The following is a 26,157-nucleotide window of genomic DNA, read 5'->3' on the forward strand; positions in this document are numbered from 1 at the left end:
GGCAAACCTCGGATGTGTCGCTCAATATACTTTTTATGTACTTTTACGTACGAAGGGGCGCCCGGTGACGCAGACCCCTGCCTGCCCGCCGCCACTTCCGGAGGCAGAGGCCGAGGACGAGGACGGGGCCGAGGCGGAGGCCGACCTCGAACCCGCGCCCTCCGTCCCCGCCCTGACACCCGGTCAGGCCTTCGACGCCCTCTACGCGTACGCGGCCCCCGCCCTCGTACGGCAGACCTATCTGCTGACCGGGCGGCGCGAGTTGGCGCGCGAGTCCGTGGAGCGGGCCTTCCAACTGGCGTGGCAGCGCTGGCCGGAGGTGGCGGTCGACCGGGATCCGGCGGGCTGGGTGCGGGCGGCGGCGTACGAGTACGCGACGTCCCCCTGGCACCGGCTGCGCCTTCGGCACCGGACTCCGGAGCCACCGCCCGCCGCCCTGGACGACCGCCGGCTGCTCTCCGTACTGCTCGGCCTGCCGCCGGCGTACCGACGCACCGTGCTTCTCCACGACGGGCTCGGCATCGGGCTGCCCGAGACCGCGGCCGAGACGGAGGCGAGCACGCCCGCGGCGGTGGGCCGGCTGCTGCACGCGCGTGAGGTCGTCGCCGCGCGCGTGCCCGAGCTGGCGGACCCTCAGGAGCTGCGGCTCAGGCTGACGGAGCTCGGGAGCAAGGAGCTGCTGCGGACGGCCGCGAAACCCGTCGTGGTGCGGTCGGGAAGTGAGCGCCGCGCCCGCCGCTGGACCCGGGCGGCGATCGCCTTCACGGTCCTGCTCATCGGGTCCACCGCGTTCACGCTCCGCACGGCTCCCGACCACTACGAGGCCCCGCAGGCGCCCGCCGCGACGATCAGCGGGGTTCCGCCGCGGTCGGGCCCCGGTCCGCTGTCCGAGGAGGAGCAGGAGATCCGCGTCAAGCTCCGCTCGACGTTCCAGAACGGTCCGGAGAGGCTCCGGCCGGAGCTCCGCTGAGGAGCACGGGGACGAGAGAGCGCCGGGTAGACGGCGACGCGGACGGGCCCGCACCCCTGGAGAAGGGGTGCGGGCCCGTCCGCGTACAGACTGCGAATCAGCCGGCCGGGAGCCGGCCAGGAGCCGTGCTCAGCCGGCGAGGATGGCGCGGGCCAGCTTCGCCGTCTCGGTCGGGGTCTTGCCGACCTTGACTCCGGCGGCCTCCAGGGCCTCCTTCTTCGCGGCGGCCGTGCCGGAGGAGCCGGAGACGATGGCGCCGGCGTGGCCCATGGTCTTGCCCTCGGGCGCGGTGAAGCCCGCGACGTAACCGACGACCGGCTTCGTCACGTTCTTCGCGATGAAGTCCGCGGCCCGCTCCTCGGCGTCGCCGCCGATCTCACCGATCATGACGATCAGGTCGGTGTCGGGGTCGGCCTCGAACGCGGCGAGCGCGTCGATGTGCGTCGTACCGATGACCGGGTCGCCACCGATGCCGACGGCCGACGAGAAGCCGATGTCACGGAGCTCGTACATCATCTGGTACGTCAGCGTGCCGGACTTCGAGACCAGGCCGATGCGGCCCGGCTTCGTGATGTCGCCCGGGATGATGCCGGCGTTGGACTGGCCCGGCGTGATGAGGCCGGGGCAGTTCGGGCCGATGATGCGGGTCTTGTTGCCCTTCGACTTCGCGTACGCCCAGAAGGCGGCGGAGTCGTGGACGGCGATGCCCTCGGTGATGACGACCGCGAGCGGGATCTCGGCGTCGATCGCCTCGACCACGGCGGCCTTGGAGAAGGCCGGCGGCACGAAGAGGACGGACACGTTCGCGCCCGTCTTCTCGATCGCCTCGGCGACCGTGCCGAAGACCGGGATCTCGGTGCCGTCGACGTCGACCGACGTGCCGGCCTTGCGCGGGTTCACACCGCCGACGATGTTCGTGCCGTCGGCCAGCATGAGCTTGGTGTGCTTCATGCCCGTGGAGCCGGTCATGCCCTGGACGATGACCTTGCTGTCCTTGTTGAGGAAGATAGCCATGGCTGTGGTTTTCCCTCGTCCCTTACTTGGCCGCGGCCAGCTCGGCGGCCTTGTCGGCCGCGCCGTCCATGGTGTCCACGCGCTGCACCAGCGGGTGGTTGGCGTCGGACAGGATCTTGCGACCCAGCTCCGCGTTGTTGCCGTCGAGACGGACGACCAGCGGCTTGGTCACTTCCTCGCCCTTGTCGGCGAGCAGCTGCAGCGCCTGGACGATGCCGTTGGCGACCTCGTCACAGGCGGTGATGCCACCGAAGACGTTGACGAACACGGACTTGACGTCCGGGTCGCCGAGGATGATCTCCAGGCCGTTCGCCATCACGGCCGCGGACGCGCCGCCGCCGATGTCGAGGAAGTTGGCGGGCTTGACCCCACCGTGGTTCTCACCGGCGTACGCGACGACGTCGAGGGTGCTCATGACGAGACCCGCGCCGTTGCCGATGATGCCGACCTCGCCGTCGAGCTTGACGTAGTTGAGGTTCTTCTCCTTGGCGGCGGCCTCGAGCGGGTTGGCCGCGTCCTTGTCCTCGAGCGCCTCGTGCCCGGGCTGGCGGAAGTCGGCGTTCTCGTCGAGCGAGACCTTGCCGTCCAGCGCCAGGATGCGGCCGTCCTTGGTCTTCACCAGCGGGTTGACCTCGACGAGGAGCGCGTCCTCGGCGACGAAGGTCTCCCACAGGGTCACCATGGCCTCGGCGACACCCTCGGCCACCTCGGCCGGGAACTTCGCCTGGGCCACGATCTCGCGGGCCTTCTCGATGTTCACGCCCTCGACGGCGTTGACCGGGACCTTCGCGAGGGCCTCGGGGGTCTTCTCCGCGACCTCCTCGATGTCCATGCCGCCCTGCACCGAGGCCATGGCCAGGAAGGTGCGGTTGGTGCGGTCGAGGAGGTACGAGACGTAGTACTCCGCCTCGATCTCCGGGGACAGCTCGGCGATCATCACCTTGTGGACCGTGTGGCCCTTGATGTCCATGCCGAGGATGTCGGTCGCACGGGCGACCGCCTCGTCGGGCGTGGCGGCGAGCTTGACGCCGCCGGCCTTTCCTCGGCCACCGACCTTCACCTGGGCCTTGACGACGGACTTGCCGCCAAGCCGCTCGGTCGCCTCGCGGGCTGCCTCAGGCGTGTCGATCACTTCACCGGCCAGCACCGGTACACCGTGCTTGGCGAAGAGGTCCCTCGCCTGGTACTCGAACAGGTCCACGCGCGTCCGTCCCTATCAGGTATCTCGCGGTTCGTTGTCTGCGTGGGCGTGCCGCGAAGGGCAACGTGACTGCGCGGTCACAAGGAGGGCGTGGGCACGGTGGCCGGCACGCGGCATGTCCGCCTCGCAGGTTATCCCCGCTCGTGGTGGGGTCGTAAATCGCAGATCACACCTGGGCGGTGATTACGGTCACAGATTGCCAGTTTAAAGGGCCTCACCAGGCTGGGGTTTGCCTGGTGAGGCCCCTCGAACAGCCCCTGACACTGATCTAAGGGGCGTAGGGCGGCCGGTCCCCACCCCAATGAGGACCGCCCGGCCCTGACCGCAGGGTTTCGGTCGCACGGACCGACGGATTTCGGCCGTACGTGGCCGTCGCCCTGCGGGGTCCGGTGGGTGCCGTACGACCGGCCGCCGGGCACGGTCGTACGGCGGAGGCGTCGGTCAGACGCCGTAGGGGGAGCCGTGCTGCCCGTACCGGTCGGTCGGCAGGTAGCTCGGGGTGACGGACTCGGCGACGTCCTCGACTCCGCCGACGGCGTTTCCGGCCAGCGGGCCGGCGGCCGACCCGACGGTTCCGGTCACGTTCCGCGCGAAGGGCCCGACCTGTCCCGTCACGTCGGCCGCGAACGGTGCGACCTCGCCGACGACACCGTCCGCGAAGGGGCGTACGTCGCCCGTGACGCCGTACGCCAGCGTCGTGGCGCTGCCGCCGACCCCGTCCACGACGGGCCGGACGTACTGGACGACCGTGTCCACGACCGGCCGCACCGCGCCGACGGCACCCTCGGCGAACGGCGGCACCCGGCCGACGACGCCCTGCGCGAACGGGTCGACCTCGCCGACCACGCCGTGCGCGAGCGGCGGGACCTCGCCGACGACGCCGCCCACGAAGGGCCGCACTTCGCCGACGACACCGTCGGCGAGCACGGTCGCGTCGCCGACCGCCCGCGCGGCGACGGGCACCACACCGTCCACCGCCGTGGCGGCGACGGGCGGAAGGACGGAGTCCACGGTCTCGTCGGTGACCTGGGTGACCACTGCGGTGGCGTACGGAGGAACGTCCGCGACCACGCCGGTGGCGTACGGGGCGACCTCGCCGACGACACCGGTCGCGTACGGGCCGACGTTCCCGGCCACGCCCGTCGCGTACGGGGTCACGCCGCCGGTGACGCCGTCGGTGTACGTGCGCACGTCGGACACCGCGTCGGCCACCACTTCGTGGGCGAGGCCGGTGGTGTTGCCGACGGTCTGGCCGGCGACCGGGACCACACCGTTCACGGCGCCGGTGGCGACGCGGGTGACTCCGGTCACGGCCTGGTCGGCGACGGGGGTGACCCCGCCGACGGCCCGCCCGGCGATCGGCGTGACGCCGTGCACGGCGGTGGCGGCGACGGGCGGCAGCGCGGTGGCGGCCGTCTCGTCGACGACCGGGGTGACGGACCGAGTGACGGTCCCCTGGATGCCGCGGACGGTGGAGGGGAGGCCGGTGACCGTGTTGCGGAGGTGGGCGGGCACGCCGTTCGTGGTGGCGTGGGCGGCCGGGGCGGTCCGGCCGGCGGTGGCGACGGTCTGCTGCACCTTGGCACGGGCGCCGGAGGGGACTGCGGTGGCGGTGCGCCGGGTGGCCCCGAGCTTCGTCTGCGTGGCGGCGAGGGCCTGCTCCAGCTCCGGCGCGAACGCCGAGAGGGGGCCGAAGAGGTAGTCGACCTCGCCGTGGGGGCGGGGGCCGCGGGCGTCGGACAGGGCGTCGGTGGCCCTGGCGGTCGCGTCGGCGGTGTGCTCGGCGGCGGGCTTGGCCTTGGCCTGGGGCTTCTGGGCGGCCGGGAGCTCGGTGTCGACGTACCGGCGGGCCTGGTCGGCCGCCTTCGTCTTCGTGTCGGCGGCCTGCTTCGCCCTGGCGATGGTGTCGGTGGTCGTGCCGGTGACGTCGGTGACGGTGTCCTGCGCCTTGGCGGTCGTGCCGCCGGTGACGTCGGTGAGGGTGTCCGTGATCGTGCCTGTGGTCGTGCCGGTGGCCGGGGAGACGTCGGTGCGGACGTCACCGACCACCCCGTCGACGGTGTCGGTGACCGTGCCGGCCACGTCGTCCACGGAGAGGGACGCGTCGGGTACGGAGGCGGACGTGGCGGGCAGTTCGTCCGCGTCGGCGACGGCTGAGCCGAGCGCCCAGGCGCCGGTGACGCCGGCGGCTATGACGATGGAACGGCGAATGTTCTTGTGCATGCGTACGTCAGTCCTTCGGAAGACCGAGAGTTCGGAACGTGGTGTGGAGAGGGACCGGGCGTCCGGAGGGCCGATGCGCCGCGTCGGTGCTTCGGACTGGGGAGTCGAGCACCGACGGCCGTGGCAGCGGCCCGCGTCCGGGGTGTCCGGCCGATCGCGTCCGGAGCACCCTGAGATTCGGAGGATGCCCGGACGGGCGCGGGCAGACCTGTGCCGCCCTCGCGCGGCAGGTCTCAGCGGGGGAAGGCCGGCCCTAGCCGGGGAACGCCGGAATGTCCCGGTACCTGTCCCGGGTCCCGGCCGCGGTGACGTCCGCGGCGGCGCCGGGCACCAGCGTCGGCCGGGCCCTGTCGTTCAACGCGACGGCCTGCGCGTCGCCGTGCCGCGGCGACCCGTTGTCGACCGCGGAGTGACGCCCCAACGCACCCGTGGGGTCGCTATCGGGAACCTGGTGCACGGGTGCCTGCACGGCCCGCGTGCCCCGGGAGTCCGCGTGGTGGCGTACGTCGTCACCGGCCGCCGCTGGGCCACCGGCGAACCGCGGCCCGTACTCCGTCACCGCGCTGTCGTCGCGCGACTGCTTCCCGGCCGCCCGGTGGTCGTCCGTCGCTCCGCCGGGCTGCTGCGGCGCCGTACCGGCCGGCAGGGTCTGCCCCGGAACCGCTGGCAACGGCAGTCCCGGCAACTCCGGCAGCCCGGGAAGGCCCGGCAGCGTGGGCAGTTGAGGCAGCGACGGCCACCACTGCGGCGGGGCCGGCCGCTCGACGATCCCGCCGGTGATCCCGCCGGTGATCTGATCCACCAGATCACCGATGGGCCGTACGACGTCCTGGGCGACCGGCGGTATTACGCGCCCGGTGACCGGGCGTACCACCTGCTCGGTCACCGGCCCTACGACGCGCTCGGTCACCGGCCGCACGACAGGATCGGCGACCGGCCTTACGACGCGCTGGACTTCGTCGGTCACGGGCGAGATCGTTTTGGGGAGCCCAGCCTGTTCGGAGCCGGAGCCCAAGGTCGCGGTCGCGGTTTCGGTCGCGGTGGAAGCGGGCGGCGGCGGGGTGGTCGACGAGACCGTCACGGACGGTGAGTTCGAGCCCGAGGGCCGCTCGCCGATCCGCTGCCCTGCCTCCCCCGAACCCATCGCCAACTGCTCGACCGAACTCGACACCGACCGCACGACACCTGTGGGCTTCGAGGCCGGCGCGACCCCGTCCGCCGCACGCGCCTGCTCCCCGCACAGGAGCCCCAGCACGAACAACCCGCCCACCAGCAACCCCACTTGCAGCGCACGCCGCCCCGCCGCCGTGCGCGTCACACGCAGAGCGGCATCGGGCAGTACGGCTGACAGGGCCAAGGCGGGGAGAGCCTCCCGTGCGGAGGGACGAGGAGAAGCGAGATGAGGTGGGGCGGGGTGGAGCGAACTGGGGCGCGGCTACGAGGCTGCGCGCCCTCTGAAGACCCGCCGATCCTTGCACGGGACTCCCGAGGTCGCGCAAGTCCCCTGTTACCGATGGATGCTCATGTCCGCTTTATCCGTCGTCTTTCGGCTCCGCCGCGTCTGCCCCCTCCTTCACCCCGCTGCCGCCTCTACTGCCCCGGGCTCCCGGTGTCCGGTATCGGCAGCGGGCGTTTCTCGATCGCCGCCGCCATCACGTCCGGGAAGAGGTCGGGCGTGCAGGCGAACGCCGGTGCGCCCAGCGCCGCGAGCGCCGCCGCGTGCTCACGGTCGTACGCGGGAGCACCCTCGTCGGACAGCGCGAGCAGCGTCACGAACTGCACCCCCGACGCCTTCATCGCCGCGACCCGCTTGAGCATCTCGTTCCGGATGCCACCTTCGTAGAGGTCGCTGATGAGGACGACCACGGTGTCGGCGGGGCGCGTGATCTGCGACTGGCAGTACGCCAACGCCCTGTTGATGTCCGTGCCGCCGCCGAGCTGGGTGCCGAAGAGCACGTCGACCGGGTCGTCGAGCTGGTCGGTGAGGTCGACGACAGCCGTGTCGAAGACCACGAGCCGGGTGTTGATGGACCGCATGGAGGCGAGGACCGCGCCGAACACCGACGCGTACACGACCGACGCCGCCATCGAACCCGACTGGTCGATGCAGAGGACGACCTCCTTCTTCACGGACTGCGACGCGCGCCCGTACCCGATGAGCCGCTCGGGCACGATCGTGCGGTACTCGGGCAGGTAGTGCTTGAGGTTGGCCGAGATCGTGCGGTTCCAGTCGATGTCGTGGTGGCGGGGCCGGTGGATACGGGCGCTGCGGTCGAGGGCCCCGGTGAGAGTGGCCCTGGTACGGGTCGCGAGCCGCTTCTCCAGGTCCTCGACCACCTTGCGTACGACCGCCCGTGCCGTCTCCTTGGTCGTCTCGGGCATGGCCTTGTTGAGCGACAGCAGCGTGCCGACCAGGTGGACGTCCGCCTCCACCGCCTCCAGCATCTCCGGCTCCAGGAGCAGGGTGGACAGGCCGAGCCGGTCGATGGCGTCCCGCTGCATGACCTGGACGACGGAGGACGGGAAGTACGTCCGGATGTCCCCCAGCCACCTGGCGACGGACGGCGCGGACGCCCCGAGCCCCGCCGAACGCTCCCGCCCCGCCCGCGCCTTGCCCCCCTTGCCGTTCCCGTACAGCGCGCCGAGCGCCCCGTCCATCGCCGCGTCCTGCCCGGTGAGCGAGCACCCGGTGCCGTCCGCGTCCTCCCCGCCGAGCACGAGCCGCCAGCGGCGGAGCCGTTCGTCGCCGACGCCGGCGGGCTCGGCCACGCCGCCCGGCTCGGGCGCCTCGGCCTGGTCGGTCGCTCCCGTGTTCACCACTCCCGCGCTCATCGGCCCACCCCCACAAGGTCGTTGTCATCGGCGTCGTTGTCATTGGTGCTGCTGCCATTGGTGTTACTGCCATTGGTGCGGCTGTCGCCGGCGCCTTCGGCGTCCTCGGTTTCGTCCGGTCCCAGCAGCAGGCGCAGCACCGGCAGCACCGCGTCGGCGCGTGCGGCGTCGAGGTCGGGGGCGAAGCCGGGTATGCCCGAGGCGGTGGCCGTGGCGCCTCCGCGGGTTCCCGGTCCGCGCCGGACCAGTTCGCCGAGGGTGCGGCGCACTCCGGGCTCGTACGCGGAGAAGGTGCGCCTGAGCAACGGCAGCACGTCGGTGAACGCGTCCCCCGGCACCCCGGTCAGCCAGGTGTCGACGAGCCCGAGCAGCCGCTCGTCGTGCACGAGCAGCATTCCGCCCCCGGAGCCCCCTCCGACGAAGCCCTCGATCCACGCCGCCGCGTCCGCCGGCTCCGTCCCCGGCGACAGCACGAGCCCCATGAGCCGCGCCGCCTCTTCCTGCCCCAACGCCCCGTCGTCCAGCAGCAACCGCACGGCCCGCCCCCGGACGACCCCGGGAACCGTGTCCCGCCCGGAGAGCGTGCGCAGAACACCGTGCCAACGGCCACGTATGCCGCCACGGGAGGCGGAGTCTTCCCCTTGTCCCTCCCCCTCCCCCTCTCCCAGCAGCCCCACCGCACCGTGCACCGCGTCCACATGCCCGCGCATCTCCTCCGCGGCGTCCGCGTCGAGTGCGGCGCAGGCCGGGGGCAGACCCACGAAGACGCGCTCGGCGAGCCCCGCGGCGACCTCGGCGAGGGCCTCCGTACCGGTGCCGCGCACGTCGCCGTAGCGGAGGGAGCGGACCAGGGCGGGGAGCGCCTGGGCGAGGTGGCCGACGTCGGCGTCCAGGGCGGCGCGGTCGGCGAGGATCCGCATCACCACCGGGAGCGCGTCCGGGAGTTCGGCGAGGAGGCAGCGCTCGGCGAGGCCCGTGACGTCGGCGAGGGACCGGGCCCCGACGGCGTCCGCCTCGGCCTTCGCGGTCGCGGCGGCGAGCACGGTCGTGCCCCACACGCCGGCCTCGGCGACCCGCACCGCCAGCTCCGGCTCCCAGCGCAGCCGCCAGGTCTCCCGGAACGTACCGGTGCTGCCGCGCGACGCGGCCGGCTCGCCCCACTCGATGCCGAGGAGCCGCAGCCGGTGCAGGAGCCTGCTGCGCCCGGCGTCGTTCTCCTTGCGCAGGTCGAGCTCCAACTCCCGCTCCTGCGCCTCCGGTTTGAGCCGCAGCCGCCGCTGGAGGCGGTCTAGGTCGCGCTGCAGCGGCACGGCGGGTGCCGCCGCGGGCACCTCGCCCAGGACGTCACCGACGACGAGCCGGTCGTGCACGAGTGAGAGCGGCACGTCCGAGCCCTCGCACATCACGGCCCGTACGGCGTCGGTGGTCTCGGTCAGGCCCGGCAGGGGGCGGCCCCGCATCGCGGCGAGCGTGTCGGCGAGCCGCACCGCCTCGATGACGTGCGCGGACGAGACGGGCCGGTCCTCGTCGCGCAGGAGCCGGGCCACCTTCGTCATCCAGCGCTCGATCGGGCGGTCGGCGGCGCCGAACAAGTGCCCGTACCAGCCCGGTGAGTCGATCCCCGCGCCATAGCCGCTCATCCGCGACAGCCGCCGGTGTGTCCAGGGCACCCACGTCATGTCGGCCTTGGCCTTGGGCAGCCCCTTCAACAGCGCCCGGTCGGCGGCGACGGTCGTGCGCTGCCGCAGTGCGGGCACGTGCCAGGCACCGCACACCACGGCCACGTCGTCCCCGAACTCCCGCTGAGCCGCCCGCACCTGGAGCCGCATGTACGCTTCCCGCACGAGATCCCGCTCGTGTCCCCCGGTCCCGAACGCCTCCCGCAGCGCCCCCATCGCCTCGCCGAGCACCTCGAACGGTGCGAACGCGTCCCCGTCGCGCGCCCCCCGGTGCTCGATCACGTCCTCCCACCACCGCTCGGCGTCGTCGTACCCGGCGGTCTCGGCGAGGACGGCGAGCGGGTCGATCCGTACGGCCTCCGCGGGCTCGGACGGAAGTCCGCCCGGCTCCCCCTTCTCCGATGACTCCTGCTCCTGGTCCTCTCTCTCCTCCCGCCCCCATGCCAGCGTGTGGGTGGCCGGGAGGTCGATGAAGCGGGCCGGCACCCCGTGCTCCAGGGCCCAGCGGATGGCCACCCACTCCGGCGAGAACTCCGCGAGCGGCCAGAACGCCGACCGGCCCGGCTCGTCCACGACATGCGCGAGAAGGGCGACGGGCGGCCGCATGTCCTCGTCGGCGGCCAGCGCGATCAACGCGTCGGCCTCCGGCGGCCCTTCGATGAGTACGGTGCGCGGGCCCGCCGCCTCCAGCGCGGCCCGTACGGCCCGGGCCGAGCCGGGCCCGTGGTGGCGCACCCCGAGCAGCAGGGGCCCGGTCCCGCCGTCGCGGTCGCTCACGCGCTCACCTCCCGGCAGGCGCGGTAGAAGTCCTTCCACCCGTCGCGCTCGCGGACGACCGCCTCCAGGTACTCCTGCCAGATGACGCGGTCAGCCGCAGGGTCGCGGACGACGGCGCCGAGGATGCCCGCGGCGACGTCGCTCGCGCGCAGGACGCCGTCCCCGAAGTGGGCGGCCAGGGCGAGGCCGTTCGTGACGACGGAGATCGCCTCCGCGGTGGACAGCGTGCCGCTGGGCGACTTCAGCTTCGTACGCCCGTCGGCGGTGATGCCGTCACGCAGCTCGCGGAAGACCGTGACGACGCGGCGGATCTCGTCGACCCCGTCGGGCACCGCGGGCAGGTCGAGGGAGCGGCCGATCTGGTCGACGCGGCGCGAGACGATGTCGACCTCGGCGTCGGCGCTCTCGGGCAGCGGCAGGACCACCGTGTTGAAGCGGCGGCGCAGGGCGCTCGACAGGTCGTTCACCCCGCGGTCCCGGTCGTTGGCCGTGGCGATCAGGTTGAAGCCCCGGACGGCCTGCACCTCCGAGCCCAACTCCGGTATCGGCAGGGTCTTTTCCGACAGGATCGTGATGAGCGAGTCCTGTACGTCGGCGGGGATGCGGGTCAGTTCCTCGACCCGGGCCGTCATCCCCTCCGCCATGGCCCGCATGACCGGGCTGGGCACCAGCGCGTCCCGGCTCGGGCCGTTCGCGAGCAGTTGCGCGTAGTTCCAGCCGTAGCGGATCGCCTCCTCCGGTGTGCCGGCCGTGCCCTGCACGAGGAGGGTGGAGTCGCCACTGACCGCCGCGGCGAGGTGCTCGGAGACCCATGTCTTGGCCGTGCCGGGCACGCCGAGCAGGAGCAGGGCCCGGTCGGTGGCGAGCGTGGTGACGGCGACCTCGACGATGCGCCGCGGGCCGACGTACTTCGGCGTGATCACCGTGCCGTCCGGCAGTGTGCCGCCGAGCAGGTAGGTCGCGACGGCCCAGGGCGACATCCGCCAGCGGACCGGGCGCGGGCGGTCGTCCTGCGCGGCCAGCGCCGCGAGCTCGGCGGCGAACGCGTCCTCGGCGTGCGGCCGCAGCGCCTCGCCCTCCGCTGCTTCCCGTGTGTGCGCGGAGTGGTGCTGGCTCGGTTCGACGGACGTCTGGTCGACGGACACGGACATGGAGCGGTCCCCCTTGCGGCTCGGCCGGTTCGAATCTGGTTCCACCGTGCCCTACGCCACTGACAATCGGCTCTGACCTGCGAAAACGTACTCGTCGCGGTCGATTGTCAGTGGTGGGACCTACCTTCGATGACATGACTCAGCAGGGGGTGCGCTGGACTGCGGATCAGGTGCTGGCACTGGCGCCTGACGCAGCGTCACGCAAGGCGGGCAGCAAGCTCGGCGCGGCAGGGCCGTGGTCGGAGGCGGGCAGTACGGACGAGGGGACGGTGTGGGGACTGTGCAGGGGAAGCAGCAGCAGGCCGTATCAGACGGTGATCGACATCGCGGACTCCACCGGACCCGCGTACAAGTGCAGTTGCCCGAGCCGCAAGTTCCCGTGCAAGCACGCGCTGGGGCTGCTGCTGCTCTGGGCGGGCGAGGACGGCACGGTGCCGCGGGGGCAGGTGCCGGACTGGGCGGAGGAGTGGACAGAGGCGAGGAGGAAGCGCGCGGACGACAAACGGGCGGCGAGCGCGGCGGGTTCCCCGGCCTCGGGTGATCCGGAGGCCGCGCGGCGCAGGGCGGAGCGGCGGGCCGAGCACATCACCGCGGGGGCGGCGGAGTTGGAGCAGCGGCTGGCCGACCTGCTCCGGAGCGGCCTGGCCACGGCGGAGCAGGCGGGGTACGGGCTGTGGGAGGAGACGGCGGCCCGGATGGTCGACGCGCAGGCGTCCGGACTGGCGGCCCGCGTACGGGAGTTGGGGGCGATCCCGTCGTCTGGCCCTGGCTGGCCGGTACGGTTGCTGGAGGAGTGCGCGCTGCTCCATCTCCTCGACCAGGGCTGGCTGCGCCGCGAGCGGCTGCCGGGCGGCCTGGCCGCGACGGTCCGTTCACGGATCGGGCTCACCGGACCGGCGGACGGCCCACCGGTCCGCGACCACTGGCTGGTCCTGGCCCAGTACGACACGTCGGACAGCCGCCTCACCACCCGCCGCATCTGGCTGCACGGGGCGGAATCGGCGCGCCCGGTCCTGCTCCTGTCGTACGGGGCGGCCGGCCGCGCACCCGAACTGGCCCTGCCGGTCGGGCTGGCGCTCGATGCCGAGGTGTCCGCGTATCCGGGCGCGGGACAGCCAAGGGCTGCACTGGGCGAGCAGTTCACGCCTCCGGCGCCCACGGCGATCCGCCCGCCGGGGGTGAGCGTGGCGCAGGCGGCGGCCAAGTACGGCGAGGCGCTCCGGGACGATCCGTGGCTGGACTCCCACCCTGTGACACTCGGCCGCGTCATACCCACCCCCGACGGCGACACCTGGCAACTGGCCGACGCCGATGGCGAGCTGGCGCTCCCCCTCACCCCGGCGACCAGGCCCGGCTCGGGCCTGTGGCGTCTGATCGCCCTCTCCGGCGGCACACCGGTCACGGTCTTCGGAGAGTGCGGCCACCGCGGCTTCACGCCCCTCACGGCCTGGCCGGAGGGCCCGGGCGAGGCGGTGCCGCTGTGCTGACCACGACACCACTCCCGGCCCCCTCGCCGCCCACGGACCTGACCGACCCGACCGACCTCACGGCTTTGGTGGATCCATGGAAGGGACGCTCATGAACAGGACCCCCGCCCCCACCGACACGGCTTCCACCGACACGGCTTCCACCGACTCGGCCTCCACGGACACGTCCGGTGGGAGCCACTGGGAGGAGCTCGTGACCGCGGCGCTCCTGGGGACCGCGCGGCGTACGCCGTCGGGGATTCCGGCCGGCCGGGAGGCACCGACGGCACTGCTGGACGCGGCGGCCGTGGAGACCGTGCGGCGGCGGGCCGGGATGCGGCCGGGGCGGGCGGCGGCCCGGGTGGAGCCCGCAGTGGAGGACCCTCGTCCGCTGTTGCCGCCCGCGGCCGCACGCAGACTCGCGATGCTGCTCGCCGACCGGCCCGGGACGGGCGGCGGCAGTGGCGGCCGCAGAGGCTCGGCTCCCGATCTCATGGAGCTGCTCCCGCAGTGGCTCACCACGGCGAACCGGCGTGGGTTCGCGCCCCGCCCGGAGGCGCTGCCCGCGCTGCTTGACGCGGCCCGGGGGCGTACGGATCTGCGGCCGGCGGTGCTGGCGTTCGCGGGGCCGCGCGCGCTGTGGCTGGCCCGGCTGAACACGGACTGGCGGTTCGCGCTGCGCTCGACGCCGGGCGGCGGGGCGGCTCTGCCCGGGCCCGAGGAACCCGATCGCATACGGGAGTTGTGGGAGGAGGGCCTGTTCGCCGAGCGGGTCGCACTCCTCTCGGGGATACGGGCCAGGGACGCGGCGGCCGCGCGGGACCTGCTGGCCACGACGTGGGCGACGGAGCGGGCCGAGGACCGGCTGATGTTCCTCGACTCGTTGCGGACGGGACTGTGCGCGGCGGACGAGCCGTTCCTGGAGCGGGCGTTGGCCGACCGGAGCCGCAATGTGCGGGCCACGGCGGCGGAGTTGCTGTCCGCGCTGCCCGGTTCGGCGCTCGCCGGGCGGATGGCGGAGCGCGCGGTGTCCTGCGTGGCCGTCGACCACACACAGGGCACGCCGACGATAGCGGTCGAGGCTCCGCACGAGTGCGATCCGGGCATGGAGCGGGACGGAGTCGTTCCCAAGGCTCCGGCAGGGCGGGGTGAACGGTCCTGGTGGCTGGGCCAGTTGGTCGAGGCGGCACCGCTCGGCACGTGGTCGCGGCGGCTCGGGGGACGTACGCCGGCGGAGATCGTGGCGCTGCCCGTGGCGGACGACTGGCAGAGCGAGCTGCATGCCGCGTGGTGCCGGGCCGCTGTGCGCCAGCGCGACCCTTCCTGGTCCAGAGCGCTACTGGGAACTCCCGCCGCACCGGAGGCGGGCGGACCGGGTGCGGTGTCGCTCGCCGAACGGGCCAAGCTGCTCGGCACGCTGGGGGCCGCGGAGCGGGCCGACTGGGTGGCGGGATTCATAGCCGTGCACGGCCTGTCCGAGGCGTTCCAACTGCTCGGAGTGTGCACGGTGCCGTGGTCGGGGCCCTTGGGGCGGGCGGTCGTCGACGCCCTCAACATCGCGCGCGACGCGGGCAGTTATCCATGGAGCTTCAGCGGAGTCATGGGCCTGGCCGAACGCTGCCTGGACCCTTCGGAAGCCCTCCACCTCGAAACCCTCACCGCGATCCCCGACGAACCGGAGAACGCGGCCCCCGGCGCCGGCAGCTACTGGTCAGAATCCTTCCAACGCCTGGTCACAACCCTGCGCCTACGAGCAGCGATGCAGAGAGAACTCGAGGAGGAGTAGAGGAGTAAGCGCCCTGCGCTGCCGGACCCAATGCGTCACCATCGCAGCAACGTCACCCCCTCTTACCCAAGGGGCGCGGGGAACTGCGCGACCAGCCCCCACCACCCCGCACCCACACACAACCCAAGCCACCCACGCACCCCCCGTCCACCCAGCGGAGCGCTACCGCACGTTCGTCCGAACCCACTCCACAATCGACCCGGTAGTCGCCCCAGGCGTAAAGATCTCCGCCACACCCAGCTCCTTCAACGGCCCGATGTCCGCCTCCGGAATGATCCCGCCCCCGAACACCTTGATGTCCTCCGCGTCCCGCTCCTTCAGGAGCCGAATCACCGCGGCGAACAACGTGTTGTGCGCGCCGGACAGGATCGACAGCCCGATCGCGTCGGCATCCTCCTGGATCGCCGTGTCGACGATCTGGTCGGGCGTCTGGTGAAGACCGGTGTAGATGACCTCCATACCCGCGTCCCGCAGCGCCCGCGCGATCACCTTCGCCCCGCGGTCGTGGCCGTCGAGCCCCGGCTTGGCCACCACCACGCGGATCGGACCGGCTGCCACACCCATCACTGCCTCCATGAACCGACTACACCGATCAACCGACCTGCACGGTCCGCGGGGATCTGCGGAGCTCCGCCGAGATCCACGGAGATTCACGGAGATCCACTCGGACCTGTACCGACTGATAGCACCCGAGGGCCGTGACGGCGACTCGCCGCCACCGCGCTCACGTCAGATATGCCCCGGTGGCACAGCAACCCCGCACGACACGGCCGGGGAAGGTGAACGAACGTTATCGCCACCATCCCGTCACCGGCAGTTTCGCGGTGTGGACCGAGGGGGAAATCACACGGTGGGACAAGTTCGCCGCGCACCGGTCCCGCATCACGCGGCACATGGGCCGCAGCCAGCGGTCGATGGACCGCAGCCGGACCGGGCGCAAGGGGAGCCGCTACGAGGTCGCCGCACCGCCGCGCCGTCAGCCGCGCGGCACGGTGGTGCGGCGCACCGGCGATCGCACGACGACGGGCACGCCCGTCGCTCCACCCGGCGTCACACGCGCCGCACGTGCACCGCCTTCCTCGTTACCGGCTTCTCACGAGGGCACACGGGGGACGGAGTCGTCCTCCCGTGCGCCGACGGGAGGTCGGCCATGAAGGTCACCAGGGCAGTGTCGCCCCTTCTTCCACTCTGCCAGCGCCTGCTTCCCGGCAGACTGGCCGGACTCTCACTGACCCTCCTGAAGGCGACCGCCCTGGAGATCGTGATCCTCGCGGGCCACCTCCTCCTCTATCCCACCGGCATCACCCCGGAGCGCCGCCCGACCCCGACTCCACCCGGGCCGCCGACGGACCTCACGGACGCAGGCACACGTACGGGCACCGGCGACACTCCCGACACCACCCGGCTCCCCACCCCCACCAGGCCGCCGGTCGTCCTGCTGCACGGCTTCATCGACAACCGCTCCGTCTTCGTGATGCTGCGCCGCTCACTGGCCCAGCACGGCAGGCAGCAGATCGAGTCGCTCAACTACTCCCCGCTGACCTGCGACATACGGACCGCCGCAGAGCTGCTCGGCCGGCACATCGAGGAGATCTGCGAGCGCACCGGCCGTCACGAGGTGGACATCGTCGGGCACAGCCTCGGCGGACTGATAGCGCGCTACTACGTGCAGTGCCTGGGCGGTGACGTCCGCGTCCGGACCCTCGTCACACTGGGCACGCCGCACTCGGGCACGCGGGTCGTCCCGCTGATGAACGCGCACCCGATCGTCCGCCAGATGCGCCCCGGTTCCGGCGTGCTCGACGAACTGTGCCAGCCGGCGCCGCACTGCCGGACGCGGTTCGTGAGCTTCTGGAGCGACCTCGACCAGTTGATGGACCCGCTGGAGACCGCGTGCATCGAGCACCCGGACCTGCTCGTCCAAAACGTGCGGGTGAGCGGAATCGGGCATCTCGCCCTCCCGGTGCACCCGGCCGTCGCGGCCGGCATCCGGCAGGCCCTGGACTCCGAGGAGACGGAGGCCCGCCCGGCCGCCGCCCACGCCACCGCCCAGGCCGACGGTCTGACGGTGGCGTGACCGACTGACGGCGGCGTGACCGAGAGCGTCACCGAGAGCAGGGGCGTGACGGGAAGCGCCGGAGCGAGAAAGCGAGCCAACCGGAAGCGGCGGAGTGCAAGCGGCGCAAAAGCCAACCGGCACAACCGGAAGGCGCCGCCGAACCCGTTCAACCGGCTCCGAGGACCGACGTTTCTTCGAACATTCATCGAACGCCAGGCCAAAGCTGTGCCCGCCCTCCGCCGAAAGACGGCTGAATGCCCGTTTCCTGAGAGGAGGAAAGCCGCCGAAGATTGTCGCGCCCTCATACCGCCGGGTACAGTCGCCGCACTGCTCTGCCAGCCCCTGTCGTCGAGGCGAAAGAGAAGTTGGTGAACGACCGTCACCCGTCGGGGACCGCAACTCCCCCGGCTCCGGCTCCCGAGGCCGCCTCGGCGCATTACGCGTCCTATGGCGAACAGGGCGTCCAGTACGGCGACTTCACCACGTACGACGGCTACTCCGCCACCGGTTTTGATGCCAACGCCGCCGGTATATACGGCGCGACGGGCAGCTACGACACGACGGGCGCCTACGCGACGACGACCTTCGACACCGACCCCCTGTTCGGCGACCTCCCCGGCAACGGCGGCGGTAACGACGGCAGCGGCGCGGGCACAGGTTCGTACGACGCCACCCAGTGGGCCACCGGCAGTCATCAGACGCTGAACTACGACCCGTACGCGGCCCAGCACCACGCCGCGTTCGAGACCGGCAGCTATGACACGAGCGGCGTCTGGTCGGACTCCGGTTACCAGCAGCTCGGCGAGATCCCGACGCAGGCCGCGGGCCCCGAAGGCACCGGCCAGTGGGACGCGAACGCCTGGCGCCAGGCCGATCCGGTCGACCCCACCCAGCAGTGGACCGCGCCGACCTTCGAGACCGGCACGTACGACGCGACGGCCTGGAACTCGGACGGCGGCGACCAGAACCAGCAGAACCAGACTCAGGTCCAGCCCCAGATCCACCATCAGGCGCAGGCCGAGCACGAGTCGTATCCGACGACCGACCAGCACACGTCGGCCGTCCCGCACACGTCGTACGACCACCACGAGGCCTACGACCGGCACGAGTCGTACGACCAGCAGGCCACCAACGCGTTCGAGCAGGTCCCGTACGAAGAACAGGTCACCGCGGAAGGCGAGTTCACCCCCTCCGACGACGCCGACGCGGACTCCGGTACCGATGGCCACAGCCACACCCACGACGAACCCGCGTCCTTCGACGACGTCGAGGAATCCACCTCCGTCGCCACCGCCGCCCCGGCCGGCCGCTCCGCGTCACGTGCGGCCGGCCGTTCCGCGCCCCGTTCCCGCCGCCGCACCCCGCCGAAGCGTTCCGCTCTGCTGACGGTCGCCGTGCCCTCGGCGTGTGTGATGGGCGTCGCCGGAATCGCCGCCGCGTCCGTGACCGGCGGGAGCAGCAGCAACGACGACGTGCAGACGACGACGGCCGCCGCGCCCGACGCGAGCGCCGTGAAGCCGGCGGCAGCGAACAACCAGCTGGACACCCAGCTCGAGAACCTCTCGGCTGACGCGGACGACTTCGCCGACCGTGCGAGCCGTACGCAGGAACGTATCGACTTGAAGGCCCAGCAAGCCGCCGACAAGCAGAAGGCGGCGGCGGAGGCGGCCCGCAAGGAGCGACTGCGGCCGAAGTTCGCGCTGCCGGTCGCGCAGCACGGGCTCAGCGCCTACTACGGACAGGCCGGCATCAACTGGATGTCCGTCCACACCGGCATCGACTTCCCCGTCTCGTACGGCACGACGGTGATGGCCGCGACCGACGGGACCGTCCGGACGCAGTGGAACAGCGCGTACGGGAACATGGTCATCGTGACGGCCAAGGACGGTACGGAGACGTGGTACTGCCACCTCTCCACGTACAAGGTCGCCTCGGGGGCCGTGGTGAAGGCCGGGGACCCGATCGCGTACTCCGGGAACTCCGGGAACTCGACCGGTCCGCACCTTCACTTCGAGGTGCGGCCGGGTGGTGGCTCGGCTATCGACCCGCTGCCGTGGTTGCGCAGCCACGGGCTGGATCCCTCCTGAGCGAGGCCCTGTTGAGGCCTTGAGGCCGGAGTGCCGGGGGCTCCGCCCCCCAGACCCCCGTATCGGCCTGAACGGCCTCGTCCTCAATCGCCGGACGGGCTGAGAAGATCGGCCCGGCCTCAAGCAGCCCCCAGCAGCCAACGCCCCTGGGGACTGCAGCACTTCAGCTCTACAGCTTCTCCACCGGTGCGTACCGCAGCAGCAACCGCTTCGGCTTCTCCTCGCCGAAGTCGACCGTCGCCTCCGCGTTCGCGCCCGTGCCCTTCACGCCGACGACCGTGCCGAGGCCGAACTGGTCGTGGGTGACGCGGTCGCCGACGGCGAGTGACACCACCGGCTTGTCCGCGGCGCCGCGTCGTGTGGCGAAGCCGGACGCGCCCGAGGCGGCCGAGCGGGAGCGCGAGGAGGACAGGGAGGCGGCAACGCCGGAGACCGGGCCGGAGGACACCGGCCCCAGGGAGCCCGTGCGCTTCCACTCCAGATGCGTCTCCGGGATCTCCTCCAGGAAACGCGACGGCGGGTTGTACGAGGGCTGGCCCCAGGCGCTGCGCATCGACGAGCGGGTGAGATACAGCCGCTCCCTCGCGCGCGTGATGCCGACGTACGCGAGCCGGCGCTCCTCCTCCAGCTCCTTGGTCTGCCCGAGCGAGCGCATGTGCGGGAAGACGCCGTCCTCCATGCCGGTCAGGAACACCACGGGGAATTCGAGACCCTTGGCGGTGTGGAGGGTCATCAGCGTTATCACGCCGGACCCGTCCTCCTCCTCGTCCGGGATCTGGTCGGAGTCGGCGACGAGCGCGACCCGCTCCAGGAAGGCGGAGAGCCCGCCCGGTGCCTCGCCCTCGCCGGCCTCCTGCTCGAACTCCAGGGCCACGGCGGCCAGTTCCTGGAGGTTCTCGATGCGGGTCTCGTCCTGCGGGTCGGTCGAGGCCTGCAACTCGGCGAGGTAGCCGGTCCGTTCGAGAACCGCCTCCAGGACCGTCGCCGGTCCTGCGCCCGACTCGACGATCGTGCGGAGGTCCTCCATCAGCGTGTTGAACCTCTTGACGGCGTTCGTCGAGCGGGACGCCATGCCGTACGCCTCGTCGACGCGGCGCAGCGCCTGCGCGAAGCTGATCTTCTCGCGCTGGGAGAGCGCGTCGATCATCGCCTCGGCGCGGTCGCCGATGCCGCGCTTGGGGACGTTGAGAATGCGGCGCAGCGGTACGGAGTCCTCGGGGTTCGCGAGCACCCGCAGGTACGCGAGGACGTCGCGGACCTCCTTGCGCTCGTAGAAGCGGACGCCGCCGACGACCTTGTAGGGCAGGCCGACGCGGATGAAGACCTCTTCGAAGACACGGGACTGCGCGTTCGTACGGTAGAAGACCGCGACGTCGCCCGCCTTCGCGTCGCCCGCGTCCGTGAGGCGGTCGATCTCGTCGGCGACGAACTGGGCCTCGTCGTGCTCGGTGTCGGCGACATAGCCGGTGATCTGGGCGCCCGCGCCCGCGTTGGTCCACAGGTTCTTGGGGCGGCGCGACTCGTTGCGCTCGATGACCGCGTTGGCGGCGGTGAGGATCGTCTGCGTCGAGCGGTAGTTCTGCTCCAGCAAGATCGTCGTCGCGTTCGGGTAGTCCTCCTCGAACTGGAGGATGTTGCGGATGGTCGCGCCGCGGAAGGCGTAGATCGACTGGTCGGCGTCACCCACCACGCACAGCTCGGCCGGCGGGAGGTCGTGCTCGCTCGGCGGTACGTCGACCGGGTGCTCGGAGGTGCCGACGAGTTCGCGCACGAGTGCGTACTGCGCGTGGTTCGTGTCCTGGTACTCGTCGACCAGGACGTGCCGGAAGCGGCGGCGGTAGTGCTCGGCAACGTCCGGGAAAGCGCGCAGGAGGTTGACCGTCGTCATGATCAGGTCGTCGAAGTCCAGCGCGTTCGCCTCGCGCAGGCGTGACTGGTACATCGCGTAGGCCTGGGCGAGCGTCTTCTCGAAGCCGTCGGCGGCCTGGGCGGCGAAGTCCTCCTCGTCGATCAGCTCGTTCTTCAGGTTCGAGATCTTGGCGCTGAACGACTTGGGCGGGAAGCGCTTGGGGTCGAGGTCCAGGTCACGGCAGACCAGGGCCATGAGGCGCTTGCTGTCGGCGGCGTCGTAGATCGAGAAGGAAGAGGTGAAGCCGAGCTGCTTCGACTCGCGCCGCAGGATCCGGACGCACGCGCTGTGGAAGGTCATCACCCACATCGCGTTGGCCCGGGGGCCGACGAGCTGCTCGACGCGCTCCTTCATCTCGCCCGCGGCCTTGTTCGTGAAGGTGATCGCGAGGATCTGGCCCGGGTGCACCTTGCGCTCGCCCAGCAGGTGGGCGATCCGGTGCGTGAGCACACGGGTCTTGCCGGAACCCGCGCCGGCCACGATGAGCAGCGGCGAGCCGTGGTGGACCACCGCCGCGCGCTGGTTCTCGTTCAGCCCGTCCAGGAGCGCGGCCGGGTCCACGTGCGGCCTGGGCGCGCCGTCGCGGTAGTAGCCGTCCCGGCTCGGCGGCACGTCGAAGCGGCCGCCGAACAAATCGTCCGGAACGGGCTCCGACTCCGACGCCTCGTCCTCGGGCGGCGGCGGGGGCTCCTCCTCGTGGGCCCGCGAGGGCTTGAGGTCCGCCAGGAAGCTGTCATCAAAGAGGCTGCTCATCGCTCTCCGAGTCTAGGCGCCCCCACTGACAGCGTGCCGCCACCCTTGAAACTCCGCGGGCTCGCTCCGCGCGGGTGCGGGCTTCCGTGGCTGCTCGCCTCGGGTCCTGTCACCCTCCGGTGGGGGCTTGTAGCGGTCCGCGATCAGGCGGTCGGCCTGCGACTTTGCTGGAAGTCCCTGGGGGCCGGATCGCGGGTGCGGGTTCGTTGTGGCTTGTCGCGCAGTTCCCCGCGCCCCTAAAGGGCACTGCCCAAAGGGGCACTCCAGCGGGCCGGACTTCATCGAGTGGACAACTCGGCCCACACCCCTCCGAATTGGCCCGGGAGGGCGGGACTCAAAGCTAAGGTCACGAAAATGTATCGGGCATATCGCGCATCAAACTTCACAGGGGCCACAGGAATTAGCTAACTTTTATGTGGGCCGCACGACCCGCACCGGCGAACACGCCGGGCCGAGCGACCTCCGCCGAGTCCGGCAGGCCCTCGTGGCCGACGGAACCGAGGACCCACCGACCTTGGGGTGAATCGGTCCAACTCCCTTCGGGGAAACGGGCCGTAGGGCAAACCTTCCGGAGCACCCGCCCGAACCCGACAGCTAACTCGGTAGGCGGACGACGGAAGGAGACGCCCTCGTGGCGCCACACCGCAGGTCCCGGCCCCCCAGCCCCATGGGCATACGGACTCCGGCCCTCGCCACCGCGGCCCTGACCTCGGTGGCCCTCCTCTCCCAGACGGCGAACGCGTCCCCCTCCGAGGAGCCCAGGCCGAGCCTCGAGGAAATCGAGAAGAAGGTCGACGACCTCTACCGCCAGGCGGAGACGGCCAGCGAGAAGTACAACGCGGCCAAGGAGAAGACCACCAAGCAGAAGAAGCGCGTCGACACCCTGCTCGACGACGTGGCGCAGCGCACGGAGAAACTCAACGACGCGCGCGAGGAGCTCGGTACGTTCGCCGCCGCGCAGTACCGCACCGGGGCCGCCGCCCCCGACACCGCCTCCCTCCTCCTCGCGGACAACCCGCAGGACTACTTCGACCAGACCCAGCTGATGGACCGGCTCACCAGCCGCCAGAAGCAGTCCGTCGACGACTACGTGACGCAGCAGACCGCCACGACGGAGAAGCGGCAGGAGGCGTCCGAGAGCCTGGAGACGCTCACCAGGACGCAGAGGTCGCTGAAGACGTCCAAGGCGGACGTCCAGCGGAAGCTCGCCACGGCGCGCGACCTCCTCTCGAAGCTGACCACCGAGGAGAAGGCGCGGCTCGCCGCGATCGAGCGGCAGAAGCAGGAAGAGGCCCAGCGCAAGGCGGACGAGCTGGCCCGGCAGCAGGCGGCCGACGCCGAGCGGCGGCGCCAGGAGGCGGCACAGGGCACCGGGACCTCCACGGGCTCCGGGAGCGCCTCGGGGACCTCCGGGTCCGGCTCCGCCACCGCCAAGGCCGACAAGGCGCTCGCCTTCGCCCGCGCCCAGGTCGGCAAACCGTACGTCTGGGGCGCGAGCGGCCCCGGCTCGTACGACTGCTCCGGCCTCACCCAGGCCGCCTGGAAGGCCGCCGGCGTCACCCTCCCGCGCACCACCTGGGACCAGGTCAACGCCGGCACGACGGTCTCCGTGAACAGCGCCCAGCCCGGTGACCTGGTCTTCTTCTACGACGACATCAGCCACGTCGGCATCTACATCGGCGACGGCATGATGATCCACGCGCCCAAGCCGGGGGCGTACGTCCGCGAGGAGTCGATCTACTACATGCCGATCCACAGCGTGGTGCGCCCGGCGTGAGGTGCTTTTCGCCGACCTGAGCGGAAACAGGAGCCTGTTTCCGCTCGGGTCCAGAGCACCGCGAGTCAGGTCCAGAGCACCGCGATGAAGATGTTCGCCGTGGTGAGCCCGCCCACCAGGCCGAACAGGCTGTTCTCCACCTTCTCCTCGTCCCGTTTCACGTACACGAGGCCGAGGATCACGACCAGCAGGGCGAGCTTCACGCCGATCTTGATGTTGTTGACGGTCTGGTCGTCGGCCTGGTTGAGGCCGACCAGGATCGCGCCGGTGACCAGCATGGTCAGCGCGCCGTGGAGCATGGCGGGGCTGAAGCGGGCCGCGCCGTCACTCATGGCCTTCATCTGCGTGAGAAAGCCGCCGAGGAGGGACGCGATGCCGATGATGTGCAGGGCGACGAAGACATGAATGAGTACGTCCATGAGCCCGGACACTAACCAAACGCCTCAGCACCACCGCGCACCGCCCCCGGCGGAGCCCATAGCACCGGGTCGCCGCCCGTTTCCCCACAATCCGCGCATCGGTCACCACACCACGTCAAGTCGGCGGGCCCGGGCCCGGATCGCGGTCGTACCCGGTCAGCTCATGTCCGAGTCCCACCACTTCCGTACATGCCGTTACCCCCGCCGCGGTCCCAGGTTTAGCGTCCTTCACCAGGTGACCGGCTCCCCACCACCGCCCGGGTCAGGGGCGGCATCCGGACACCACCGCCGAGAAAGGTCCGGCGGCGGCCCGCTCCCCCTGTGCGGGCCGCCGCCGGACGTGCAACCGGCCCCTGAGGGCCGCCGCCGCGGCCGCACCAACGCCTCGGCGGCCGTACGGAAGGACGTGGATCGCACGTGGCAGCGCACCGCAAGCCGAGACAGCGCTCAGTCGGCGGCAGTACGGCCCGCACAGCCTTCACCATCGCACTGGCGGGCGCGGCGAGCGCGACCGGGTTCGAGGGGACGGGAACCGCCGCCCCCGAGCTGACACCCGCTCAGGTCAGGGCGAAGGTCGACAAGTTGTACCAGGAGGCGGAGGTCGCCACCGAGAAGTACAACGGCGCGAAGGAGAAGTCGACGAAGACGCGGGGCCGCCTCGACACCCTCCAGGACGAGGCAGCGCGCAGGACGGAACGGCTCAACTCCGAGCGGGACGCGCTCGGTTCACTGGCCGCCGCGCAGTACCGGGACGGCGGCGTCGACCCCGCGCTCGGGATCATGCTCTCCTCCGATCCCGACCAGTACCTGGACGGGGCCGCGTTCGCCGAACGGGCCGGCAGCAGGCAGGCCTCGAACGTGTCGCGCGTACGCCGACAGCTGCGCGAGATCGAGCAGTTGCGCGGGGCCGCCCACGTGGAACTCACCTCGCTCAAGGAGCGGCAGGCGGAGCTGAAGCGGCACAAGACGACCGTCACCGGGAAACTGGGAGAGGCACGGGATCTGCTGTCGCGGCTGTCGGACGCGGACCGGGCCCGTATCGGCGCCGACGACGCGGACACCGCGCGTGCCTCACGCTCCGCCGCGGGCCCGCGCGATCTGGGCGCCGGCGCGGGATCGTCGACCACTGCCCCCAACTCCCGGGCGGCGACCGCCATTTCGTATGCGTACGGGAAACTCGGCAGCCCGTACGTCTGGGGCGCCACCGGACCCGACGCCTTCGACTGCTCGGGGCTGATGCAGGCCGCGTACCGCGCCGCGGGGATCTCGCTGCCCCGCACGACGTACGCGCAGATCAACGCGGGCCGGCGGGTGTCGCGGTCCGAACTGCGCCCCGGCGACCTGGTGTTCTTCTACTCGGGCATCAGCCATGTGGGGCTGTACGTGGGCAACGGGCAGATGGTCCACGCGCCCAATCCGTCGGCGCCGGTGCGGGTGGCGCCGATCGACGAGATGCCGTTCGCGGGGGCCACGCGCGTGGCGTGAGCGGGCCGGCGAACAGGCAGGCGAACCGGCAGGGGTTACGGGCAGGGATTAAGTGAAGAGAGCGGGGGAGTTCAAGCCGTTCGGGCGTCGGTCCGGCTTGGATGGGCATCGCATGGGTACTGCGGCGGGGTAGCGTCGGCGTGGCACTGTTCGACATGCCGCACCGCACGGTCGCGATCCGCTCCGGTCCCATCCGCCTCGCCCTCTTCCGTCCCGTTCCGTCTGGTTCGCCGTCGCCCTCCCGAAGGATTCGATGCCCGGCCCCACGCTGCCGCCTCCGCCGCCGCCCGCGTACATCAGCGGCTGGCCGGACAGGTCGGCGCTGCTGGCGGACCGCGGGCGGGCGTTGGAGGAGCTGCGCAGACGCAGTCTCGGGGTGCACCGGGTGCTGCTGCTGTGGCTGCTGGCCGTCGCGGCGATCATCGGATGGGCGCTGCTGGTACTGCCGTTGCAGCAACTGGAGCAGCGCGATCCCACAGGGTTCATCCTCGGGCCGCTCTTCGCGATTCTAGGTCTGGCCTCGCTGGCACCCTCCGTCGTGGCCGTCGTCCTCGCCGTCCGGCGGGACC

General features: G+C 71.7%; 17 protein-coding genes and 1 riboswitch. Of the genes, 7 read left to right on the forward strand and 10 right to left on the reverse strand.

Going from position 1 to position 26,157, the window contains the following annotated elements:
- Positions 1 to 64 precede the first annotated feature (64 nt).
- On the forward strand, positions 65 to 970 hold the full coding sequence (locus QF035_RS21170) for an RNA polymerase subunit sigma-70 (RefSeq protein WP_307522009.1): 906 nt from the start codon (positions 65 to 67) through the stop codon (positions 968 to 970).
- A gap of 129 nt (positions 971 to 1,099) precedes the next feature.
- Here QF035_RS21170 and sucD read toward each other — a convergent pair whose 3' ends face one another.
- From sucD to QF035_RS21205, 7 genes are all read right to left on the reverse strand, one after another.
- Positions 1,100 to 1,984: a succinate--CoA ligase subunit alpha gene (sucD, locus tag QF035_RS21175; RefSeq protein ID WP_143639188.1), complete on the reverse strand. Its 885-nt coding sequence runs from the start codon at positions 1,982 to 1,984 to the stop codon at positions 1,100 to 1,102.
- A 22-nt stretch (positions 1,985 to 2,006) separates the two neighbouring features.
- The gene (sucC, locus tag QF035_RS21180) at positions 2,007 to 3,185 is read right to left on the reverse strand and encodes an ADP-forming succinate--CoA ligase subunit beta (protein ID WP_200396308.1); all 1,179 of its coding nucleotides are present in this window, start codon (positions 3,183 to 3,185) and stop codon (positions 2,007 to 2,009) included.
- Positions 3,186 to 3,626: 441 nt separating this feature from the next.
- A complete protein-coding gene (locus QF035_RS21185) occupies positions 3,627 to 5,408 on the reverse strand; it encodes a hypothetical protein (protein ID WP_307522011.1) in 1,782 nt (593 codons plus the stop codon).
- A gap of 253 nt (positions 5,409 to 5,661) precedes the next feature.
- Positions 5,662 to 6,765 carry a hypothetical protein gene (locus QF035_RS21190; protein WP_307522012.1) on the reverse strand — a complete coding sequence of 368 codons (1,104 nt, stop codon included), beginning with the start codon at positions 6,763 to 6,765 and terminating at the stop codon, positions 5,662 to 5,664.
- 233 nt (positions 6,766 to 6,998) lie between these two features.
- Entirely contained in the window at positions 6,999 to 8,240 is a 1,242-nt protein-coding gene (locus tag QF035_RS21195) for a vWA domain-containing protein (RefSeq protein WP_307522014.1), read from the reverse strand.
- A complete protein-coding gene (locus tag QF035_RS21200) occupies positions 8,237 to 10,696 on the reverse strand; it encodes a DUF5682 family protein (RefSeq protein WP_307522015.1) in 2,460 nt (819 codons plus the stop codon). The genes QF035_RS21195 and QF035_RS21200 overlap by 4 nt, the downstream gene beginning before the upstream one ends.
- Positions 10,693 to 11,847, reverse strand: coding sequence for an ATP-binding protein (locus QF035_RS21205; protein WP_269655281.1), 1,155 nt, complete (start codon positions 11,845 to 11,847; stop codon positions 10,693 to 10,695). The genes QF035_RS21200 and QF035_RS21205 overlap by 4 nt, the downstream gene beginning before the upstream one ends.
- Positions 11,848 to 11,981: 134 nt before the next feature.
- On the opposite strand from QF035_RS21205, the gene QF035_RS21210 reads away from it, so the two are divergent.
- Together QF035_RS21210 and QF035_RS21215 are read left to right on the forward strand one after the other, a co-directional pair.
- Positions 11,982 to 13,334 carry an SWIM zinc finger family protein gene (locus QF035_RS21210; RefSeq protein WP_307522016.1) on the forward strand — a complete coding sequence of 451 codons (1,353 nt, stop codon included), beginning with the start codon at positions 11,982 to 11,984 and terminating at the stop codon, positions 13,332 to 13,334.
- A 91-nt stretch (positions 13,335 to 13,425) separates the two neighbouring features.
- Positions 13,426 to 15,099 (forward strand): DUF5691 domain-containing protein, encoded by a 1,674-nt coding sequence (locus QF035_RS21215; RefSeq protein WP_307522018.1) that lies wholly within the window; start codon positions 13,426 to 13,428, stop codon positions 15,097 to 15,099.
- 162 nt (positions 15,100 to 15,261) lie between these two features.
- Here the strand turns inward: QF035_RS21215 and QF035_RS21220 are convergent, their stop codons facing one another.
- On the reverse strand, positions 15,262 to 15,663 hold the full coding sequence (locus QF035_RS21220) for a cobalamin B12-binding domain-containing protein (protein ID WP_307531294.1): 402 nt from the start codon (positions 15,661 to 15,663) through the stop codon (positions 15,262 to 15,264).
- Positions 15,664 to 16,249: 586 nt separating this feature from the next.
- On the opposite strand from QF035_RS21220, the gene QF035_RS21225 reads away from it, so the two are divergent.
- Positions 16,250 to 17,176 (forward strand): esterase/lipase family protein, encoded by a 927-nt coding sequence (locus QF035_RS21225; protein WP_307522019.1) that lies wholly within the window; start codon positions 16,250 to 16,252, stop codon positions 17,174 to 17,176.
- Between the two features lie 350 nt (positions 17,177 to 17,526).
- A complete protein-coding gene (locus QF035_RS21230) occupies positions 17,527 to 19,245 on the forward strand; it encodes a M23 family metallopeptidase (RefSeq protein ID WP_307522020.1) in 1,719 nt (572 codons plus the stop codon).
- Positions 19,246 to 19,414: 169 nt separating this feature from the next.
- Here the strand turns inward: QF035_RS21230 and pcrA are convergent, their stop codons facing one another.
- Positions 19,415 to 21,907 carry a DNA helicase PcrA gene (pcrA, locus tag QF035_RS21235; RefSeq protein ID WP_307522021.1) on the reverse strand — a complete coding sequence of 831 codons (2,493 nt, stop codon included), beginning with the start codon at positions 21,905 to 21,907 and terminating at the stop codon, positions 19,415 to 19,417.
- 453 nt (positions 21,908 to 22,360) lie between these two features.
- Positions 22,361 to 22,531: riboswitch (cyclic di-AMP (ydaO/yuaA leader) on the forward strand.
- Positions 22,532 to 22,538: 7 nt separating this feature from the next.
- Here pcrA and QF035_RS21240 point away from each other — a divergent pair.
- Positions 22,539 to 23,684 (forward strand): C40 family peptidase, encoded by a 1,146-nt coding sequence (locus tag QF035_RS21240; RefSeq protein ID WP_307522022.1) that lies wholly within the window; start codon positions 22,539 to 22,541, stop codon positions 23,682 to 23,684.
- A gap of 65 nt (positions 23,685 to 23,749) precedes the next feature.
- On the opposite strand, the gene QF035_RS21245 is transcribed toward QF035_RS21240, so the two are convergent.
- The gene (locus tag QF035_RS21245; protein WP_307522023.1) at positions 23,750 to 24,103 is read right to left on the reverse strand and encodes a hypothetical protein; all 354 of its coding nucleotides are present in this window, start codon (positions 24,101 to 24,103) and stop codon (positions 23,750 to 23,752) included.
- 417 nt (positions 24,104 to 24,520) lie between these two features.
- Here QF035_RS21245 and QF035_RS21250 point away from each other — a divergent pair, with 417 nt between their 5' ends.
- Positions 24,521 to 25,588, forward strand: coding sequence for a C40 family peptidase (locus tag QF035_RS21250; RefSeq protein WP_307522024.1), 1,068 nt, complete (start codon positions 24,521 to 24,523; stop codon positions 25,586 to 25,588).
- Positions 25,589 to 26,157: the final 569 nt, after the last annotated feature.

Source organism: Streptomyces umbrinus (assembly GCF_030817415.1).
Classification (GTDB): domain Bacteria; phylum Actinomycetota; class Actinomycetes; order Streptomycetales; family Streptomycetaceae; genus Streptomyces; species Streptomyces umbrinus_A.